Below are 19,490 nucleotides of genomic sequence, written 5' to 3'. Positions count from 1 at the left end.
TGACGTACCGCAATGACTGATTTTACGACTGCTTCGCAGCCGAACGCAGCCTCGCGGGCTCGGCAGCTGCTACAAAGATGTCGCGGCTGAAATTGCTTAACTGACTGGCATTAGGCTCCTGGCCTGATTTGTAGGAGCGAGCTTGCTCCTACAAGTTTCTTAACGCGCTTTCCAGTCGCGTAACCACTGCAAGCCGGCGGACGTATTGCCTCGCGGCCGATACTCGCACCCTACCCAGCCGTCATAACCCAATTGGTCGATCAGGTCGAACAGATAGGGATAATTGACTTCCCCCAGGTCCGGTTCATGCCGATCCGGCACGCCGGCGATCTGGATATGGCCGATTCCGTCGAAGTCCCGACGCAGTTTAGTCGCCAGGTCACCCTCGACGATCTGGCAGTGGTAGCAGTCAAACTGAACCTTCAGGTTGCTGGCGCCCACTTCCTTGCAGATGGCCTGAGCCTGATCCTGGCGGTTGAGGAAAAAGCCTGGCATGTCTCGCGTATTGATCGGTTCGAGCAATACGGTGACGCCTGCCTTGGCCGCCCGGGCGGTGGCGTAGGCGAGGTTCTCCAGGTACACGCCGTGATGCCTTGGGCGATCGCTTTCTGACGGCAACAGCCCGGCCATGACATGGATGCGTGAATTGCCCAATACGCCGGCGTAATCCAGGGCACGATCAAAACCGCTCCGAAATTCACTCTCCCGGCCGGGCAACGACACCGTGCCCCGCTCCCCCGCGGCCCAATCACCGGGCGGCGCGTTGAACAGTGCCTGCACCAGGCCGTTGTCGCTCAAGCGTTGCTTGAGTTCTTCAGCGCTGTAGTCGTAGGGAAACAGGTACTCCACCGCTTCGAAGCCGTCAGCGGCAGCGGCGGCGAAGCGATCCAGAAACTCATGTTCCGGGTAGAGCATGCTGAGGTTGGCAGCAAAACGAGGCATGGTAGCTCCTGAGATAAAGGGTTAGACAAAGGGCCAGATCAGCAGGGTAATACAGAAACCCAAGGTACCGAGCAAAGTGGTCATCACTGTCCAGGTGCGCAGACCGTCAGCCACGTTCAGGCCTGACAGCTTGGTGAAGATCCAGTAACCGGCGTCATTGATATGGGACATGGCCAACCCGCCACCGCCCATGGCCAGGCACAGCAGGGCCATGTGGTTCGGGGTGAGGTCGAGTGTCGCAATCAGCGGGCTGATGATGCCGGCAGTGGTCACCAGCGCCACCGTGGTCGAGCCCTGCACCGCGCGCAACAGCATGGTCAGCAGAAAGCCTAGGGCCAGCACTGGCAGACCGGTGGTGCGCAGCATGTCGGAGACCACGGCGCCGATCCCGGTATCCACCAGCACCTTGCCGAACACGCCACCGGCGCCGGCAATCAGGATCACCATGGCTACACCGGGCAACGCCGAACCGATCACGTCCGATACCTGAGTGCGGCTCCAGCCCCGGCGCGAACCCAGCAGCCAGGCACACAGCAAGGTGTCGATCAGCAGAGCCACCAGTGGCGCACCGAGCACGGTCATGATGCCACGCAGAGTCGATTCGGCAGGCAGCAACGAGGTAGACAGCGTCCCCAACAGAATCAGAATGATGGGCAGCAGGATCAGGCTGACGATCAGGCCAAAACCTGGTGCCGGTGCCGGCGGCAATTTGGAAACGATGCTGCTGGTCGACTCTTCCAGGCCCATGTGTGACACGGCTTCAGCCGCTCGCTCAGCGCTGATGTCATTGCCATTGGACCAGGCCGCCAGATCCTCGTTGGTGACATGCGGGCCATAGACCTCGGCACGAATATCGTCGGTCATCGGGTACGCCCGACGGGTCATGCGCCCGGCCACGCGGTAGCCGACAAAGCAAAGGAACGCGGTGATCGGCAAACCGAACATCAGCACGCGCCCCAGGTCCGCACCCAATTGGCTGGCAGCGGCCACTGCACCCGGGTGCGGCGGCAGGAAGGCGTGAACGGTCAACAACGCAGCACACATCGGCAACGCAAACACCAACAGCGGCTTGCGTGCACGCCGGGCAATACCATAGGCCAGCGGCATGAGGATGATCACGCCGACCTCGAAGAATACCGGTACCCCGACCATGAAGCCGGCAATCGTCAACGCCAAGGGCGTACGACGGTTGCCGAAGCGGGTAATCAGTGTCTTGGCCAGCGCCTCGGCACCGCCGGAAAGCTCGATGATCCGCCCGATCATCGCGCCAAGGGCAATGATGATCGCGATATGACCCAGGGTCTTGCCCATGCCGCCTTCAATGGTCGCGACCAGATCGGCCGGTTTAACACCGGCCACCAGCGCCACCAGAATGCTCACCAGCATCAAGGCCACGAAGGGCTGGAACTTGTACTTGAGCACCAGGAACAACAACAGCGCGATGCCTGCCCCGGCGGTAATCATCAGGATTAACGGGCTCATTTCACAAACCCTCCACACCGGGTAAATGAAAGAGTTCTGCCACTGGATCTGAAGCTGCCGCAGTGAAGGTGAGTCATGCTTGGATTTCCTGTTGTTATTGTTTTTTAAGGCAAGCCGGGGCCGTCAAGAGTCGCTGTGCGTCTCCCGGGCTGAGCCTGCATTGTTGATCTGTCGTGCTATGGCAGCGCTTTACCAGTGCGCACCAAAGGTTGTTCGCAGTTCGTCCAGCGCCACCTGATCCAGCGGTTCAGGCTTGGGATTGCTCATCAACCAAAGCCGCGCGGTTTCCTCGAGCTCTTCCAGGGCGTAGCTGGCCCTGGAGACCGAACTCTCCCAGACCACCGGCCCAAGCCGTTCGAGCATCACGCCGCGAACGCTGTTGGCCAGCAGCGCGACCTGTTCGGCAACCTTCGGCGAACCGGGTCGCTGGTAGGCAATCAACGGGATATGCCCGACTTTCATCACCTGATACGGCGTCAGCGGCGGCAGAATGTCGTTCGCCTGCCAGACGCCTGCGAGCGTCAACGCCACCAGATGGGTGGAGTGGGTATGCACCACGCCGCCGACATTCGGGTTGCGGTCGTAGACCTGGCGGTGCAGCGCCAGGGTCTTTGAAGGCTTGTCGCCAGACACCCATTCACCCGCCAGATTGACCTTGGCGATGGTTGCCGGATCAAGACGCCCGAGACACACATCAGTTGGCGTGATCAACCAGCCATCATCCAGGCGCGCGCTGATATTGCCGGCGCTGCCGACGGTGTATCCGCGCTCGTAAAGGCTGCGGCCAACCTCACAGATTTCTTCGCGCAGGGCGTTCTCGTTGCTCATTGCGCAACTCATTGTGCACCCCCGGCCTGAGCGAGTTGGTTCAAGGCTTTACTGAAGAAATCCCGGCCACCGAAGTTGCCCGATTTGAGTGCCAGCGCCAAAGGTTCCTCGGTACTGCTGACGGTCGCCGGTACACCCGGATCGATCTGCGCGCCGATCTGCAACAGCTGTACACCCAGCGCCTGAACCACAGCACCCGAGGTTTCTCCGCCGGCAATCACGAAGCGGCGCACGCCGCTCTGGAGCAAGCCTTGGGCGATTTCGCCAAAAGCGCTTTCCACCAGGCTACCGGCCTGTTCGACGCCCAGTTGCTGTTGCACCAACTTGACGTCTTGCGGTGAACTGGTGGCGTAGATCAATACGGTTTGCTCATTATCACGGGCGAAGGCCAAGGCTTGCGCCACCACCGGTTTGCCCGCCGCCAAGGCCAACGGATCAATCCGCAAAGCTGGACGACCAGCATCGAGCCAGGCCGCCACTTGCCCATTGGTGGCAATCGAAGCACTACCGGCCAACACCACTTCCCCGCCGGACACCGCCGGAAGTTTCGAGGCGTCGAGGTCGCGCAACTTACCGGCGCGACGGAAGTTTTCCGGCAGGCCCAGGGCCAGCCCCGAACCACCCGTCAACAGCGGCAGATCGGCGCAGGCGGCGCCGAGGGTGTACAGATCGCTGTCCGACAAGGCATCGGCGATGGCCATGCCGACGCCTTGAGCCCTCAGTTCAGCGATTCGCGCCCGCACCTGCTCAGTGCCCCGGGCGATCGTGTCGTAGCGCAACAGGCCGACATTCAGACGGGTCTGCGATTGCAGGACGCGCACCAGATTGGCATCGGCCATTGGCGTCAGCGGGTGGTTCTGCATGCCCGATTCGCTGAGCAGTTGATCCTGCACAAACAGATGGCCGCGAAAGATCGTCCGGCCATTTTCGGGGAACGCCGGGCACGCAAGGGTAAAGTCGCTACCCAGTGCGGCCAGCAGTGCTTCGCTGACCTGGCCGATATTGCCGGCCGCGGTGGAGTCGAACGTCGAGCAGTATTTGAAAAAAATTTGCTCGCAACCTTGCTCGCGCAACCAGGCCAGCGCAGCGAGGGACTGCTCGACTGCTTCGCCGACCGGCGTGGTACGCGACTTCAGGGCAATGACGATCGCATCGGCATCAAGCCCGGCCGCCACTTCCGCGCTCGGAATGCCAATGCTTTGCACGGTGCGCATACCGCCGCGCACCAGCATGTTGGCAAGGTCCGTGGCGCCGGTGAAATCGTCAGCGATGCAGCCCAGCAGCGGGCGTGCGGTGGAGGTAGTCATGGGGTGTTCCTCAAACAGGCTCAGGCTTGGCGGTTGGCAATTCGATGCCCGGGAAAATCTTGATCACCGCCGAGTCGTCCTCACGACCGAAGCCGGCACTGGATGCCTGCATGAACATCTGGTGAGCGGTGGCCGACAGCGGCAACGGGAATTTGCTGGCCCGGGCGGTATCCAGCACCAGGCCCAGGTCCTTGACGAAAATATCCACGGCGGACAACGGCGTGTAGTCAGCCTTGAGAATGTGCGGCACGCGGTTTTCGAACATCCAGGAATTACCGGCACTGTGGGTGATCACCTCATACAGCGCATCGGCATCGACCCCTTCACGCAGGCCCAGCGCCATGGCTTCGGCAGAAGCGGCAATATGTACCCCGGCCAGCAGTTGATTGATGATCTTGACCTTCGACCCCAGGCCATGGACATCACCCAGGCGATACACCTTGCCAGCCATGCCAGCGAGAATCGACTCAGCCTTGGCGTAGGCGTCGGCCGGGCCCGAAGTCATCATGGTCATTTCGCCGGCGGCAGCCTTGGCCGCGCCACCGGAAATCGGTGCATCCAGATACAGCAGGCCCAGCGCGGCCAGGCGCTGGCCAAGATCCACGGCGTAGGTCGGAGCGACTGTGGCGCAACCGATCACCAGGCTGCCCGGGCGCAGAGAGGCCACGGCCCCACCCTCACCAAACAATACGGTCTCGGTCTGCTCGGCGTTGACCACCACAGTGATGATCACGTCGCACTCAGCGGCCATGTGCGACGGTGACAGGCAAGGCACACCACCCTCCCCGGCGAACTGCTCTGTTACGGCAGTGCGCACATCACAGGCATGCACATTGAAACCGCTGCGCAACAACGAGCGGGCAATGCCCAGGCCCATCGCGCCCAGACCAACTACACCGACATTCTTGTTATTCATGGGGTACTCCAGTGGAAAGCAGCGACTGCCGCCTGCGAGGCACAGACGTTGGCCGCTTTGTGAATAGAGCCAGACAGAATCAGCACCGTGCAGACCAACCAGCCGAAGGGCGCCGTGATTCAGGACGGAACATCACGGTCATCCTTTTTTGTCGTGTTATCAGATTGTCATACCGGCTGGTGCAGATCATCTACCAGTGATCGGATTATGTGAAGTATTTTTTATTCATAACATTTTTTAACATCGCCTCGCCGCACAGGAACGAGATGGGGTCTCCCTACGGATTACAAGCAGCCAAAAGCAGTCGGGCCGCAAAGAGTGGCTCGTCTTGAGTGATGTGAGAGGGGCTCGAAACACTGGGAACAGGACTAGAACGACGCGACTGGTGGTCCACGATCAGGTGATCGCAGGTCATGGGGCCAGCCACCGCCGCCACGACGCGAGAAGCGATCTTTCCGCTGAGCCCCCCCCGACGCAAGGGGGGGAGCAATCGCTCAGCTCAGATATTTTCAGCTCCTGACAAATCCGCCCCGCCCTATGCGTTCGCGAACAGGTGAGCCTATGAAAATAATAATGCTGTGGGTCATTGCATCGCTGGCCGCAATGCTGGTGAGCGTCACCCCGATCGAAGAAGTCTGGCTGCAATCGCGTCATCTGCCTGACGATCCATGCAAGTCCCATCAATACACCTGCTTCCGGCCTGCGGTGAGTTTCGCTTCACTGCACTGACTGGCCTCAGCCACGACCGACACCGGACCGGGCGCGAAACTGGGCCGGTGTGGTCCCGTGGGCCGTCTTGAAGGCGGCTGTCAGGTGACTTTGTGAACTGAAACCGCACTCCAGCGCTACGTGCAGGATGGGCAGGTCGGTTTGCATTAGCAGTTCACGCACGTGCTCGAGCCGCAGGTGCATCACATACCGGTGGGGAGCAATGCCCATGGCATTGTCGAACAGCCGGCGAAAATGCGCCGGGCTGACCCCGGCCCGGGTCGCCAACTGGTTGATCGACAAGTCTTCGGCCAGGTGTTCGCGCATGTAAGCCACCACCGATTGCAGACGCGCCAATTGAATGTGCGGCGGGTTGATCGAGCCCGGGGGCTGCGTGCGTAGCGCACGGCACACCTGTTCGAGCATCACGGCCGCCAGCCGCGCCATGTAGCCCTGGTCGGCCTGTTTTCCCATATTCAGCTCATCGAGCAGCTGCCGGGCCGCCGCACTGACCAGGGCGTCGCTGAAGGCCAGTGGTGCCTGGGTCCTGGCACAGCATTCCAGCAACCGGCCAAACACACCGTCACTGCGCTCGGGAATGTAGAACACCGCGAAGTCCACGCTGCCCGAGTAGCGCCAATGGGTTGCGCAGTGGGCCGGCATCAGCATCGACATGCTGGGCAATGTGCTCAGGCGCGACGTCTCGTCCGTGCCCTCTTCTACCCGCGAACCACCGAATTGAGTGAGCAAGGTCATGACCCCCACCGGGGCCATGTCGAGGTCTGTCTCGTGCAGAAAATAGCGCTCGGCATACAGCGGCATCTGGTTGCACACCGGGCCACTGACCATGGGCAGTCCCAACACTTCATGGACTTTCTGTTGTGGCGTCACTGGTGCTCCTCGATGAGCAGATTTTGACAAATATGCCCCCTTTTCCAGTGAGTTGTCGATCCCGGGAAGAACAATCATGGCGTCCATGTTCCAGCCCCCACGCGGTCGATAGCGTGGGTTCGTTCCTTCCCCGGATGAGCAAGCGCCAATGATCACATTACATGACACCTTGCAGTTGCCCGCCGTTGGCCTGACTGGTTTTGAAACGCCATTGAGCGAAGAAGAAGCGGCCATCCAGCAATCGGTGCATCAGTTCGCCAGGAATGTGCTGCGCCCGGTCGGCCAGGCCCTCGACAAGATGGAAGCGGCCGATGTCTGCGCGCCCGGCTCGCCCTTTTGGTCGGTGTTTGCCCAAGCGGCACAGCTGGGTCTTGATCCGGAACTGCTGACGCAGTTTCCCGCCGAAACCGCCGTGCGCCTGGAGTCGCTGATTGGTGAGGAAATGGGCTGGGGTGATGCCGGCCTGGCCGTTTCCCTGGCGGTAGCCGGCTTCCCGCTGCGCATGGCAAAGGCCGTGGGCAATCAGGAGCTGGTGGAACTGTGCCAGGGCAAGATCGGCTGCTGGATGATCACTCATCCGGACAAGGGCAGCGACATCATGGTCTATGACATGAAGCGCGAATGGCCCCACGGCCAGTCCGGCAACAAGGGCACCCTCACGGCCAGAGTCGGCAAGGACGAGATCGTCCTCAACGGCCAGTGCTCGGCCTGGGTCTCCAACGGGGCCGTGGCGCAGGTGGCACTGGCCTACATCACAGCAGACTATGGCGACGGTTTTTTCGACGCCGACGGCCGCCCCAACGGCGTTGCCGTGATCGTCCCCCTGGACCTGCCCGGCGTATCGCGCGGCAAGCCGCTGGACAAGATCGGCCAGCGCTCGCTGCCCCAGGGCGAAGTCTATTTCGACAACGTGAAAATACCGGCGCGCTTCGCCATCGCCGGCAAGGATCAATACTACGGCAACCAGTCCTCGGCCTGGTCCTACGCCGGTACGCACATGTCCCAGGTGTTCACCGGGGTGGCGCGCGCGGCGTTCGAAATGGCCCTGCAGTACTGCCATGAACGCAAACAGGGCGGTCAGTTGCTGATCGACCATCAGCTCACACGCTATCGACTGGGTGACATGCTGCGTCAGGTCGAACTGGCACGCGCGGTGGCCCGACGCTCCCTGGCGTTCGCCCGCCTTTCGCCGCTGAGCCATCCCTATGCCACGGCGTCGGCCAAGGTGACCGTCACTGAGGCCTGCATGAAGGTCGCCAATGAAGCGCTGCAGCTGTTCGGCGGTGCCGGTACTTCCCGCGAATACCCGATCGAAAAGATTTTCCGCGATGCCCGCGCCGCCCTGATCGAAGACGGCGAGAACTCCATCATCACGATGCGTGTTGGCCTGCTGTGCCAACAGCTTTATGCCGAAGGCTGGTCGCAGCACTGACCCCGGCTATCCCCCCCCCCAACCTTTTAAAAACAAGAGAGAAATGAAAATGGCTAAATATCCCGTCGTTGTGTATGGCGCCAGCGGCTACACCGGCATGCTCACCATGGACTGGCTGATCGACCAGAACATCCCTTTCACCGCCGTGGCACGCAATGCCGGACGCGTGCACGAAATGATGGCCCAGCGCGTGGTGCGACTGGAGTCGGCCACCTATGAAGTCATCGAAGCCGAACACACGGTCGAGGCACTGACCGAGGCGTTCCGTGGCGCCAAGGTGGTCTGCAACACCGTCGGCCCGTTCGTCAAATTCGGCCTGACCACCGTCGAAGCCGCGCTCAAGGCCGGCTGCCATCACCTGGATACCACCGGTGAGCAAAGCTACATGCGCGAAGTGCGGGAGAAGTTCGGCAAGCTCTATGCCCAGGCCGGCCTGCTGGTCTCGCCATCGTTGTCTTACATGTTCACCTACGCGGAAATCGCCGCCGAACTGGCGCTGGAAACGCCAGGCATCGACGCCCTGGAAACCTCGACCCTGTGCCGTGGCCCGCGCGGTGTCGGTGCCGGTGTGACCGTGGGCTCGACCGCCTCCATCTTCGAGATGTACCGCGCCGAGCAATGCTACCTGTGGGAGAAGAAACTGGTCCCGCACGCCGTCGGCACCGCCTTCAGCATTCCTTCGCCCGAGTTCCTGCAACCGGTCTTCGCCCTGCCATGGGGCGGCACCTCATTGCCGGTGTATTTCGAGAACGACCCGCGCGTGCGCTCCTGTATTTCCTGCGTCGGCTTCTACGACAACGACGTGATGAAGATGGTGCATGGCCTGGGGCAGAAGTGGGACGCCGAATACAAACACCTGCCGGCAGAGCATCAGGATGAAGTGCTCAAGCAGATCGTTCAGTCGACGACGCCGAGCATGCCACCGCGCGAGCGCACCACCACCGTGCGCATGGTCGACACCGCCATCGGCCGGGGTCAACTGTCGGCCGTGCGTGCCACCGTGCATGGCACCACCGCCTACATCGCCACCGGAGCCTTGCAGGTTGCCGCCGCGATCAAGCTGATCGATGGCGAAACCGACAAGGTCGGCTTCGCTTCCGGCTCCAAGGCGTTCGGGCATCGCTACCTGCTGGGCTTCCTGGAAGAGCGCGGCCTGGCACGAGCCACGGTCACCAAGCTCTGATCGACGGCACGGGAGCCCTTCATGGCCATCATTGATTTCTACGACCGCGGCTGGGGTTTGAACCCGGACGGCATCGCCTATATCCAGGGCGCGCGGTCCTACACCTTCGAGGAAGTCGGTGCGTTGTCCTGTCGCATCGCCAACACCCTGCTGGCCCTGGGCTTGCCCAAAGAAACCAAGGGCGCGGTGTGGTCGGCCAACGACGTCACCGCCTGGGCCTGCACCCTGGGCCTGTGGCGCGCCAACATGACCTGGATACCGGTCAATGCGCGCAACTCGGCACAAGAGAACCACTACATTCTCGATGCCTTCGATTGCGAGGTGATGTTCTACCAGGACGAGTTCGCCGCGATCATCGACGACCTGCGTCCGTCGCTGCCGAAGATCCGGCACTGGGTCTGCATCGATGCCGAAGGTCGCGATGCGCCGTCGCTGGAACGCTGGAGCGCGGAGCAGCCCTCGACCCGTCCTGAAGTCAGCTACGACATGGACGACGTGATCATGCTCTCGCCCACGGGCGGCACCACCGGCATGCCCAAGGGGGTGATGAATACGCACCGCAGTACGCAGACCTTCATCGCCCACTTCATGCTGGCTTGCACCTACCGCAATGGCGAGACACCGGTGAACCTGGCCGCCGCGCCCATGACCCACACCGCAGGCATGCTGGCCGTGCCGTGCACCGCCCAGGGCGGCACCGTGGTGGTGGTGACCAGGCCCGACCCGGCGGTGATGCTCGGCGCCATCGTGCAGCACAAGGTCACCGAGTTTTTCCTGCCGCCGACGGTGATCTACAAGCTGCTGGAAATGCCCGGCATCGAGACGATCGACCTGTCCTCGGTCAAGTACCTGATGTACGGCGCAGCCCCCATGTCAGTGCAGAAACTGAAAAAGGCCATTGAGGTGTTCGGCCCGATCATGGCCGGCGGTTACGGCCAGACCGAAGCGCCGGCCAGCATCGCCTTCCTGCGCCCCGACGAGCACCTTGTCGACGGCAAACCGGCCGGCGACGAGCGCCTGTCATCGGTCGGCCGTCCTTACCCGCTGATCCGCGTAGAGGTGATGGACGATGACCAGCGGATCCTGCCACGCGGTGCCACCGGCGAGATCTGCGTGCGCGGCGACCTGGTCATGAAGGGCTACTACAAGCAGCCGGACAAGACCGCCGAAACTCTCATCGACGGCTGGCTGCACACCGGCGACATCGGCCACATCGACACCGAAGGCTACTTGCACCTGACCGACCGCAAGAAGGACATGATCATTTCCGGCGGCTTCAACGTGTACCCCAGCGAAGTCGAGCAAGTGCTGTGGAGCCATCCGGCGGTACAGGACTGCGCGGTGATCGGCGTTCCGGACGAGAAATGGGGTGAAGCGGTCAAGGCTGTGATCGAGCTTAACCCCGGTCAGAGCGTCAGCGCCCAGGCACTGATCGATTTGTGCAAGGAAAGGCTGGGCCACGTCATGGCGCCCAAGTCGGTCGACTTCGTCGACAGCCTGCCGCGCAGCCCGGTGGGTAAGGTCTTGAAGAAAGACCTGCGCCAGCCCTATTGGCAAAACCTGGATCGAAAGATCTGACGCCTGTAACCGGCCCTGGCCTGCATCGGCGACTTCGTCCGGCGCAGGCCCCGGGCCCCAGCTTGCTTCGCCTGACTCATCACAAGGAATTTTCATGAGCACCGTCTATATCGCCGGCATCGCCATGACCGTCTTCGGCCGACACCTCGAACGCAGCCTCGATGACCTGGCGCGCGAAGCGCTCAATGGCGCATTGCAGGATGCCGGGTGCCGCACCGAGGACCTGGGCATCGCCTTTTATGCCGGCATGACCAATGGCCCGCTGCAAGGCCAGATCGCCATTCCCGGCCAGGTCGTACTGAGCAAGGTCGGCATCGAAGGCATCCCCATCTATAACATCGAAAACGCCTGCGCCTCGGGCAGTGCCGCCTTCAATCTGGCCGTGCAGAGCCTCAAGGCCGGCACCACCGACGTGGCGCTGGCGATCGGTGCCGAGAAGATGAACATCGCCGACAAGCTCAAGGCCCTCTCGATTTTCGAGGCCGGCTGGGACATCTCCCGCGCCGAGCAGAACTATCAGACCCTGGTGCAAATGGGCGAAGGGGTCGAAGTACCCGAAGGCAGCGAATCGGACAAGCCCTACAGCAAGTTCATGGCCATCTACGCTGCGATGTGCCGGCACCACATGAGTACCTATGGCACCACGCAACGGCAGATTGCCGCGGTGTCGGCGAAGAACCATACCCACTCGGTGCACAACCCTTACTCGCAGTTCCGCCGGCCTTTCAGCATCGAAGAGATCCTGGCGGCGCCGCCCATCACCTATCCGATCACCTTGCCGATGTGCGCCCCACTGTCCGACGGCGCTGCCGCCGCCATTCTCTGCACCGAGGAAGGCCTCAAGCGCATCGGCGCCGACAAGACCCGTTGCATCAAGGTCGCGGCCAGCGTCATCCGCAGTTTCAGCAACCGCCGCCTCGATCAGCCCGAGCTCCACGTCGGGCGCCTGGCCGCCAAAATGGCCTATGAACAGGCCGGCCTGGGCCCCCGGGACATGCACGTGGCCGAAGTGCACGACGCCTCGGCCATGGGCGAAATCATCCAGGTGGAGAACCTCGGCTTCGTCGCCCCCGGCGAAGGCGGCCCGGCCGCCGAACGTGGCGAGTTCACCCTGGGCGGGCGGCTTCCGGTCAACACCTCCGGCGGTCTCGAATCCAAGGGCCATCCGCTGGGCGCCACCGGCATCGGTCAGCTCTATGAACTGGTGACCCAGTTGCGCGGCGAAGCCGGCAAGCGCCAGGTCGAAGGCGCGCGGCATGCCATTCAGGAAAACGGCGGCGGCCTGCAGGGCGTCGAAGAAGCGGCGGTGGCGATTCACATTCTGAGCAAGTAACCGCCCCCCCTGCCAAAAAAGAGGTAGCCAAGATGTTCAATAACAAAGTAGTGGTGATCAGCGGCGCCGGCTCCGGTATTGGCCGCGAACTGGCTGTGCAACTGGCCCGGGAGGGAGCGCTGCTGGCGCTCTCGGATATCGACCGTTCGAGCCTCGATGCCACCCTGGGCCTGCTCCCTGAAGCCAGCCAGGCCCGGGGCTACACGCTGGATGTTTCGTCCTGGTCGGCATTCCAGAACCACGCCGAAGAGGTCATGCGCGATTTCGGCACGGTTCACTACGTCATCAACAATGCCGGCGCCACGGTGATCGGCACCGTGGCCAACACCAGCATCGAAGAGTTCGAGTGGCAACTGGGCATCAACCTGTGGGGCGTGCTGTACGGCACCAAGGCCTTCCTGCCGAAGATGCTGTCCCAGCGTGAAGGCTGCATCGTCAACATTTCCAGCGTGTTCGGCCTGCTCAGCTTCCCCACGCAAAGCGCCTACAACATGTCGAAGTTCGCCGTGCGCGGCCTGACCGAATGTCTCTGGGCCGAACTCAGGGGCAGCGGCGTGCGCGCCATCAGCGTCCACCCCGGCGGCATCAAGACCAACATCGAACGGGCCGGCCGGCGCTGCAAGGCCGCAGGCGAGGAGGAAGCGAAGTTCGCCCGCCTGGCCGACAAGATGCTGCAGACCCCGCCCGCCGACTGCGCCGCCGACATCATCCACGGCATGCGCCACGGCAGCCGCCGGGTCATCACCGGCAACAAATCCAGCACCCTGTTCTGGCTGAGCCGATTGTTCCCCAACAGCTACCCCGCTCTGCTCAGGCTGCTGGGCTGATCCTTGTCTGACCCTATTGAGGAATACTTCATGTCCAACGCTTACGCCCGCACCCTGTTCAGCATCGCCGCCGGCTTCAACATCCTGGCGGGCCTGCCCTTGCTGGTGGCCACGCAGCCGGTGGCCCAGTTGATGGGCTTGCAGATGACCCCGACCGCGGGCCTGTTCATCCAGATCACCATGATCGTGGTGCTGATGTTCGGCTGGGCCTACTGGATGATCAGCCGCGATCCGGTGCGCTATCGCCCCTACATCGTGCTGGGGATCGCGCTGAAGATCCTCGTGGTCGCGGTCATCATCAGCCACTGGCTGGCGGGTACCATTCCTTGGCCACTGCCGGCACTGGCGGCGAGCGACATCGTCTTTGCCCTGCTGTTCTGGCGCTACCTGAGCAGCACCCGTTCGGCGCAAGCCCTCGCGCAATTGCACTGATTCAATACCATGCGCATCGCCCACCCCCCTCGTCGCCGGGGGGGTAATTTCTGCCCGCTCCCGCACGATGCCACCCAGAACATCCACCTGCCGCCAACGGCCCATCCGAGGAGCACCACCATGCTGTACGAAAGCATCGATACCGCCGCCATCAACGCCGACGACCTGCCCTGGGTGCCTTTCGCGCCTTACAACGACGAGGTGTTCATCAAGTACATCAAATGCGATCCGGTGCGCGGCGAGGTCATTACCCTGCTCAAGGCACCCGCCAGCATGACCCTTCCCAAGCACCACCACTCCGGCACCGTGATCGTCTACACCATCAAGGGTGGCTGGAAGTACCTCGAGCACGACTGGATCTCCACCGAAGGTGGTGTGGTGTTCGAGACTGCCGCCACCAGCCATACGCCCATCGGCCTGCCCGAGCACGGCGACGAGGTGATCACCTTCAACGTCACCCTGGGCGATCTCATGTACATGGACGAAAACGACAACATCGTCGCCATCGAGAACTGGAAGACCAGCGTGCAGCGCTACCTGGCCTACTGCGAGGCCAACGATATCCAGCCCAAGGACATCACCAGTTTCTCGGTCTGACCGACGCCCGGCGCCCCTCCCCGAGGGGGGGCGCCCCACTCACTCCGCCAACAACAAGAACAGGAGTCTTCCATGATTCAGAAGTTTGCGCGCACCGGGCATTTCACGCTGAAGGTGAGCATGCTGCTGGCGAGCTCCGTCGCCTGCGCCCAGGACACCCTGCCCTTCGCGCCGACGCCTTCGGCCAGCACCGCCGGGCCGACCTTGCAGGATTCCCATCATCAGAAACGCCAGGCTCAGTCACATGTGCCGGCCGATGCCCCGAATATCCTGGTGATCATGCTCGATGACGCCGGCTTCGCCCAGGCCGACACGGTTGGCGGCGCCATCCACACCCCGACCCTGAGCCGGGTGGCCGACAGCGGTGTGCGTTACAACGCCTTCCATACCACCGCCATCAGCTCGGCCACCCGTGCCGCCCTGTTGACCGGACGCAATCACCACCGGGTCGGCAATGGCGTGATCGCCGAGCTGGCCACCGATTGGGACGGCTACACCGGCAAGATTCCCAAGAGTTCGGCGACCATGGCCGAAGTGCTCAAGCAATACGGCTACAGCACCGCCGCCTTCGGCAAATGGCACAACACACCGACGTCGGAAACCACCGCTGCCGGGCCGTTCGACAGCTGGCCGACCGGCTATGGCTTTGAACACTTCTATGGCTTCATGGCCGGGGAAACCTCCCAGTACGAGCCGCGCCTGTACCGCAACACCACACCGATCGAACCGCCTCGCGACCCCAAGTACCACCTCAGCGAAGACTTGGCCAATCGCGCGGTGAACTGGCTGCAGGACCACAAGACTTACGCCCCGGACAAACCCTTTTTCATGTACTGGGCCCCCGGTGCCGTGCACGGCCCGCACCAGGTCAACGCCCAATGGGCCGACAAGTACAAGGGCAAGTTCGACAGTGGCTGGGATGCGTATCGCGAGCAGACCTTCGCCCGCCAGAAAGCCATGGGCTTCATCCCCAAGGATGCCAAGCTGACCCCGCGCCCCGCCGAACTGCCGGCCTGGGATAGCCTCGACGCCGGGCAAAAGCAATACCAGGCGCGCCTGATGGAGGTTTACGCAGGCTTCCTCGAGCATGCCGATACCCAGGCCGGGAAGATCCTCGACGAGCTGGAGCTCGAAGGTAAACGCGACAACACCCTGATCTTCTACGTCCTGGGTGACAACGGTGCCTCGGCCGAAGGCATGGAAGGCACCATCAACGAACTGCTGGCGCAGAACGGCATTCCGGTGCCCAAGGAGCAACAGCTCAAGGTGCTCAATGGCAGCTACGGCGGCCTGTCGGCCCTCGGCGGCCCGAAACTTGAGAGCATGTACAACGCCGCCTGGGCCTGGGCGGGTTCAGGACCCTTTATAGGGACCAAACTGGTGGCGGGCTACTTCGGCGGCACGCGCACGCCGATGGCGGTCTCCTGGCCCAGACAGATCAAGGCCGATGCCAAGGTCCGCGGGCAGTTTCACCACGTCAACGACATTGTCCCGACGGTCTACGACCTCCTCGACATCAGCACCCCCAAGGTGGTCAACGGCGTCGAGCAGGACCCAATGGACGGCGTCAGCCTGCGCTACACCTTTGCCGATGCCGATGCGAAGTCGCGCAAGCCCCCGCAGTATTTCGAAGTGCTCGGCAGCCGTGGCATCTACAAGGACGGCTGGATCGCCTCGGTATTCGGCCCGCGCAAACCCTGGGTGCAAGGTTTTGCCCAGTTCATGGGCTGGAACCCGGACAACGACCAGTGGGCGCTGTATGACCTTGGCAACGACTATTCACAAGCCACGGACGTGGCGGCCAGCCACCCGGAAAAACTGGCTGAGTTGAAGGCCGAGTTCGATACCCAGGCCAAGGCCAACCACGTCTACCCGATCGGCGCCGGTCTGTTTCCCTTCATGAACCCGGATGTACGCCCGGGTACCGACAAACATGAATGGAATTTCAGCGATCGCACCCAGCGCTTCCCGGAATTCACCGCCCCCAACCTGCGCAGCCGCAACAACCGGGTACTGGTGACGGCCGAAGTGCCGGCCAAGGCCAGTGGCGTGCTGTATGCCATGGGCGGGATCGGTGGCGGTGTCAGCCTGTACCTGGACGATGGTTTTCTGGTCTACGAGTACAACGCATTGGCTATTGCCCGGGTCAAGCTGCGCTCGACCGAACGCGTACCGGCCGGTAAAGCCAGCATCGAAGTGTTGACCCGGATGAGTACGACCAAACTGGGCGCGCCGGCCAACCTCAGCCTGCGCCTGGGGGGGCAGGAAGTCGCCAGCGGCGTGACGCCGTTCACCCCGGCATTCACCTTCACCGCCAGCGAAACCTTTGACGTGGCCCAGGACCTCGGCTCGCCGGTTGCCCTGGATTACTTCGACCGCGCGCCGTTCGCCTTCAACGGCAAGGTCGACGACGTGCATGTCGCTTACTTGCCCTGAACCCTTGCCCTGCCCAGGAGATACCCATGGCCACCACCGAACTTAAAAACAAGAACGTCCTGATCACTGGCGCCGCTTCCGGCATCGGTCGCGCCGCGGCGCTGGCATTCGCCCGCCGTGGCGCCCGGATCATTGCCACCGACATCAATCTCGTTGCGCTCAGGCAGGTGCAAATGGACGTCGAAGCCCTCGGTTCCCGCTGCTCCATCCATCAGCTCGATGTCTCCAGCAGCGAAGCCGTGCGGGAACTGGCCGATAAGCTCCATGCCTCGCTCGGGGCGCTCGACGTGCTGATCAACAACGCCGGCATCGGTTACCTGGGCCAGTTCCTGCAAAGCGACCTGGCCCACTGGCAGCGGGTGCTGGACATCAACGTGATGGGGGTGGTGCATGGCTGCTATCACTTCATCCCGCAGATGCTCAAGGCCGGCGGTCCGCGCCATGTGCTCAACGTGGCGTCGGCGGCCGGTCTGTATCCGTCGCCGACGATGGCGGCTTATGCCGCCTCCAAGCATGCGGTGTTCGGGTTCAACGAAGTACTGAAGATGGAGTTGGCCGACAGCGATATCTGCGTGACCACGGTCTGTCCCGGCATCATCAATACGCCGATCACCCATGCCCGCAACAACGTCTCTCCCTCGGTCGACGAAGCCCAGCTCACGCGACTGCATAAGTACTATCAGACCAAGGGCTGCGGGCCTGAGGTGGTCGCCGAAGGCATGGTCCGCGCCGTGCAAAAGAGCCAGGACCTGTTGCTGGTCGGCCCCTTTGCGAAGGTGCTGTTCCACCTCCGTCGCCTGTCCCTGGGCATGTTGCGCCGCTTCGTGCTGAACGATGCGCGCAAGGTCGGGTTTCTCTGATGGCGAGCGCTTCTCCCGTCGTGCAAGGGTTGCACTTGATGGCCAAGCCGGTCGGCCCCATCTGCAACCTCGATTGCAGCTACTGCTTCTACCTGGAAAAGGAGCAGTTGTACCCGCCCAGAGAACGCTTTCGCATGTCCGACGAGGTGTTGCGCGCGTACATCCAGGGTTACATCGACGCGCAACCCAGCCCCGAAGTGGAGTTCACCTGGCAAGGCGGCGAGCCGACCTTGCTGGGCCTGGATTTTTTCCAGCGGGCGGTGGCCTGCCAGCGCGAGTTTGGCGCTGGCAAAGTCATCCGCAATACCCTGCAAACCAACGGCACCCTGCTCGATGACGAGTGGTGTGCCTTCCTCGCCCGCGAGGGTTTCATGGTCGGCCTGAGCCTCGACGGGCCGCGTGAAGTCCACGACCTCTACCGACCGGACAAGCGTGGCCGCTCCAGCTTCGATGCAGTCATGGCTGGCCTGGACCTGCTGAAGAAACACGGGGTGCAGTTCAACGTGCTGGTTACCGTGGCCCGCGACGTGGCGAACCACCCGCTGGAAATCTATGGTTTTCTCAAGGCCCAGGGTGTGCGGCATATCCAGTTCAACCCGGTGGTCGAACGCCTTCCGGGCGCAGCGGACGTCAATCAGGGCCTGAGCTTCGCCACTCCGCCGGAACTGCGCCTGCACGCCATGGACGACCCCGGGGTGGTCACGGCCCAGAGTGTCGAACCCGAGCGCTATGGCGATTTTCTCATCGCCATCTTCAACGAATGGGTACGCCACGACGTCGGCGACATCCATGTAATGAACTTCGAATGGGCCCTGGCGGCCTGGTGTCAGCTGGCGCCTTCGGTGTGCCTGTTCAGCCCGCGCTGCGGCAAGGCAGCGATCGTCGAACATGACGGCAGTGTCTACTCCTGCGACCACTTCATGTACCCGGAGTATCGCCTGGGCAATCTCAATGAAGATGACCCGGCCGCCCTGCTCGCCTCCCCGGCCCAGCAGGCGTTCGGCGCGGCCAAGGAAACCACGTTGCCGACCTTGTGCCGGCAATGCGACTACCGCTTCGCCTGCCACGGCGAATGCCCGAAAAACCGGTTCATGACCGCGCCCAACGGCGAGCCCGGACTGAACTACCTGTGCCCCGCCTACAAGAAATACTTCCGCCACCTGACGCCCTACATGAACGCCATGGCCCAGCTGATCAGCCATGGCCAGCCCGCTTCGCTGATCATGCAGGCCTTTGACGGGCCGCTGATCGTGCCGCTCAAGCCCGCGCGATAATGGGCTGGGGTTCTGTGGGAGCGAGCTTGCCCGCGAAGGCGACCTGACAGGCGACCCGGGATTTATTGACTGAGTACATATCCATTTCTACGGTAATAGCCACCGGCGGTTACCGCAGGTATGGATATGTGCATCCTCAAAACATATGTCGCCTGACACTCAGCCTTCGCGAGCAAGCCCGCTCCCACAGGGGATCAGGGGCACCCGCGAAATCACCTCAACAGTTAAATCGCCTTCGCGAGCAGGCTCGCTCCTACTTTGTGATCGCAGACAGGCCCCGCAATCAGGTCGGCTATCAGGCCGCCTCGTTTTGGCTTTTGCTTTGGCTTTTGATCTTCTTGCCCCCTCGAGAGGCTTCGTTCCGGTTCTGCGCAGTGGGCAACCCGGCATGGATGGCCGATGGCGGCGGGCTCTGTAGGAGCGAGCTTGCTCGCGAAAAACCTGAGAGCACCGCAGGGTGTCAG

17 protein-coding genes are annotated in these 19,490 nt (G+C 62.4%); 11 read left to right on the top strand and 6 right to left on the bottom strand.

Translation table 11 applies throughout. The features are described from left to right. Positions 1-159: 159 nt before the first annotated feature. From otnI to ltnD, 5 genes are all read right to left on the bottom strand, one after another. Positions 160-942: a 2-oxo-tetronate isomerase gene (gene otnI, locus AC07W4_RS26730; protein ID WP_008053140.1), complete on the bottom strand. Its 783-nt coding sequence runs from the start codon at positions 940-942 to the stop codon at positions 160-162. 21 nt (positions 943-963) lie between these two features. Next, positions 964-2,424, bottom strand: coding sequence for a GntT/GntP/DsdX family permease (locus AC07W4_RS26725; protein ID WP_495034586.1), 1,461 nt, complete (start codon positions 2,422-2,424; stop codon positions 964-966). A 189-nt stretch (positions 2,425-2,613) separates the two neighbouring features. Beyond that, positions 2,614-3,252 (bottom strand): 3-oxo-tetronate 4-phosphate decarboxylase, encoded by a 639-nt coding sequence (gene otnC, locus AC07W4_RS26720; protein ID WP_495034585.1) that lies wholly within the window; start codon positions 3,250-3,252, stop codon positions 2,614-2,616. Positions 3,253-3,260: 8 nt separating this feature from the next. Then, a complete protein-coding gene (gene otnK, locus AC07W4_RS26715) occupies positions 3,261-4,559 on the bottom strand; it encodes a 3-oxo-tetronate kinase (RefSeq protein WP_495034584.1) in 1,299 nt (432 codons plus the stop codon). 10 nt (positions 4,560-4,569) lie between these two features. Beyond that, positions 4,570-5,475, bottom strand: coding sequence for an L-threonate dehydrogenase (gene ltnD / locus AC07W4_RS26710; RefSeq protein ID WP_495034583.1), 906 nt, complete (start codon positions 5,473-5,475; stop codon positions 4,570-4,572). Between the two features lie 561 nt (positions 5,476-6,036). Between ltnD and AC07W4_RS26705 the strand changes: the two genes are divergently transcribed. Continuing rightward, positions 6,037-6,204 (top strand): hypothetical protein, encoded by a 168-nt coding sequence (locus AC07W4_RS26705; RefSeq protein ID WP_495034582.1) that lies wholly within the window; start codon positions 6,037-6,039, stop codon positions 6,202-6,204. 6 nt (positions 6,205-6,210) lie between these two features. Here the strand turns inward: AC07W4_RS26705 and AC07W4_RS26700 are convergent, their stop codons facing one another. Beyond that, the gene (locus AC07W4_RS26700; protein ID WP_495034581.1) at positions 6,211-7,074 is read right to left on the bottom strand and encodes a helix-turn-helix domain-containing protein; all 864 of its coding nucleotides are present in this window, start codon (positions 7,072-7,074) and stop codon (positions 6,211-6,213) included. Between the two features lie 148 nt (positions 7,075-7,222). Between AC07W4_RS26700 and AC07W4_RS26695 the strand changes: the two genes are divergently transcribed. The 10 genes from AC07W4_RS26695 (at position 7,223) to AC07W4_RS26650 (ending at position 19,026) form a co-directional block, all read left to right on the top strand. Then, on the top strand, positions 7,223-8,506 hold the full coding sequence (locus AC07W4_RS26695; RefSeq protein ID WP_495034580.1) for an acyl-CoA dehydrogenase family protein: 1,284 nt from the start codon (positions 7,223-7,225) through the stop codon (positions 8,504-8,506). Between the two features lie 49 nt (positions 8,507-8,555). Continuing rightward, positions 8,556-9,689, top strand: a complete 1,134-nt coding sequence (locus AC07W4_RS26690; protein WP_495034579.1) for a saccharopine dehydrogenase family protein — start codon at positions 8,556-8,558, stop codon at positions 9,687-9,689. A gap of 21 nt (positions 9,690-9,710) precedes the next feature. Next, complete coding sequence (locus tag AC07W4_RS26685; RefSeq protein WP_495034578.1) at positions 9,711-11,267, top strand: AMP-binding protein; 1,557 nt, start codon at positions 9,711-9,713, stop codon at positions 11,265-11,267. 94 nt (positions 11,268-11,361) lie between these two features. Then, on the top strand, positions 11,362-12,600 hold the full coding sequence (locus tag AC07W4_RS26680) for a thiolase family protein (protein ID WP_495034577.1): 1,239 nt from the start codon (positions 11,362-11,364) through the stop codon (positions 12,598-12,600). Between the two features lie 32 nt (positions 12,601-12,632). Then, positions 12,633-13,427: an SDR family NAD(P)-dependent oxidoreductase gene (locus tag AC07W4_RS26675; protein WP_495034576.1), complete on the top strand. Its 795-nt coding sequence runs from the start codon at positions 12,633-12,635 to the stop codon at positions 13,425-13,427. 30 nt (positions 13,428-13,457) lie between these two features. Next, positions 13,458-13,859, top strand: a complete 402-nt coding sequence (locus AC07W4_RS26670) for a hypothetical protein (RefSeq protein ID WP_495034575.1) — start codon at positions 13,458-13,460, stop codon at positions 13,857-13,859. A 120-nt stretch (positions 13,860-13,979) separates the two neighbouring features. Next, a complete protein-coding gene (locus AC07W4_RS26665) occupies positions 13,980-14,456 on the top strand; it encodes a 2,4'-dihydroxyacetophenone dioxygenase family protein (protein WP_007998330.1) in 477 nt (158 codons plus the stop codon). A 72-nt stretch (positions 14,457-14,528) separates the two neighbouring features. After that, a complete protein-coding gene (locus AC07W4_RS26660; protein ID WP_495034574.1) occupies positions 14,529-16,892 on the top strand; it encodes an arylsulfatase in 2,364 nt (787 codons plus the stop codon). Between the two features lie 26 nt (positions 16,893-16,918). Beyond that, entirely contained in the window at positions 16,919-17,752 is an 834-nt protein-coding gene (locus tag AC07W4_RS26655) for an SDR family NAD(P)-dependent oxidoreductase (protein WP_495034573.1), read from the top strand. Further along, on the top strand, positions 17,752-19,026 hold the full coding sequence (locus AC07W4_RS26650; protein WP_495034572.1) for an anaerobic sulfatase maturase: 1,275 nt from the start codon (positions 17,752-17,754) through the stop codon (positions 19,024-19,026). Before AC07W4_RS26655 ends, AC07W4_RS26650 begins: the two co-directional genes overlap by 1 nt. The last annotated feature ends 464 nt before the right edge of the window (positions 19,027-19,490 follow it).

The organism is Pseudomonas sp. GW821-FHT02A08 (assembly GCF_059422045.1).
Note: the sequence above shows the minus strand (reverse complement) of the source record. Positions and strands in the feature narration are given on the sequence as shown.

What these genes read in the sequence shown, in the direction of transcription:
- otnI (WP_008053140.1), bottom strand. Translation starts at nt 942, where the DNA reads ATGCCTCGTTTTGCTGCCAACCTCAGCATGCTCTACCCGGAACATGAG.
- AC07W4_RS26725 (WP_495034586.1), bottom strand. Translation starts at nt 2,424, where the DNA reads ATGAGCCCGTTAATCCTGATGATTACCGCCGGGGCAGGCATCGCGCTG.
- otnC (WP_495034585.1), bottom strand. Translation starts at nt 3,252, where the DNA reads ATGAGCAACGAGAACGCCCTGCGCGAAGAAATCTGTGAGGTTGGCCGC.
- otnK (WP_495034584.1), bottom strand. Translation starts at nt 4,559, where the DNA reads ATGACTACCTCCACCGCACGCCCGCTGCTGGGCTGCATCGCTGACGAT.
- ltnD (WP_495034583.1), bottom strand. Translation starts at nt 5,475, where the DNA reads ATGAATAACAAGAATGTCGGTGTAGTTGGTCTGGGCGCGATGGGCCTG.
- AC07W4_RS26705 (WP_495034582.1), top strand. Translation starts at nt 6,037, where the DNA reads ATGAAAATAATAATGCTGTGGGTCATTGCATCGCTGGCCGCAATGCTG.
- AC07W4_RS26695 (WP_495034580.1), top strand. Translation starts at nt 7,223, where the DNA reads ATGATCACATTACATGACACCTTGCAGTTGCCCGCCGTTGGCCTGACT.
- AC07W4_RS26690 (WP_495034579.1), top strand. Translation starts at nt 8,556, where the DNA reads ATGGCTAAATATCCCGTCGTTGTGTATGGCGCCAGCGGCTACACCGGC.
- AC07W4_RS26685 (WP_495034578.1), top strand. Translation starts at nt 9,711, where the DNA reads ATGGCCATCATTGATTTCTACGACCGCGGCTGGGGTTTGAACCCGGAC.
- AC07W4_RS26680 (WP_495034577.1), top strand. Translation starts at nt 11,362, where the DNA reads ATGAGCACCGTCTATATCGCCGGCATCGCCATGACCGTCTTCGGCCGA.
- AC07W4_RS26675 (WP_495034576.1), top strand. Translation starts at nt 12,633, where the DNA reads ATGTTCAATAACAAAGTAGTGGTGATCAGCGGCGCCGGCTCCGGTATT.
- AC07W4_RS26670 (WP_495034575.1), top strand. Translation starts at nt 13,458, where the DNA reads ATGTCCAACGCTTACGCCCGCACCCTGTTCAGCATCGCCGCCGGCTTC.
- AC07W4_RS26665 (WP_007998330.1), top strand. Translation starts at nt 13,980, where the DNA reads ATGCTGTACGAAAGCATCGATACCGCCGCCATCAACGCCGACGACCTG.
- AC07W4_RS26660 (WP_495034574.1), top strand. Translation starts at nt 14,529, where the DNA reads ATGATTCAGAAGTTTGCGCGCACCGGGCATTTCACGCTGAAGGTGAGC.
- AC07W4_RS26655 (WP_495034573.1), top strand. Translation starts at nt 16,919, where the DNA reads ATGGCCACCACCGAACTTAAAAACAAGAACGTCCTGATCACTGGCGCC.
- AC07W4_RS26650 (WP_495034572.1), top strand. Translation starts at nt 17,752, where the DNA reads ATGGCGAGCGCTTCTCCCGTCGTGCAAGGGTTGCACTTGATGGCCAAG.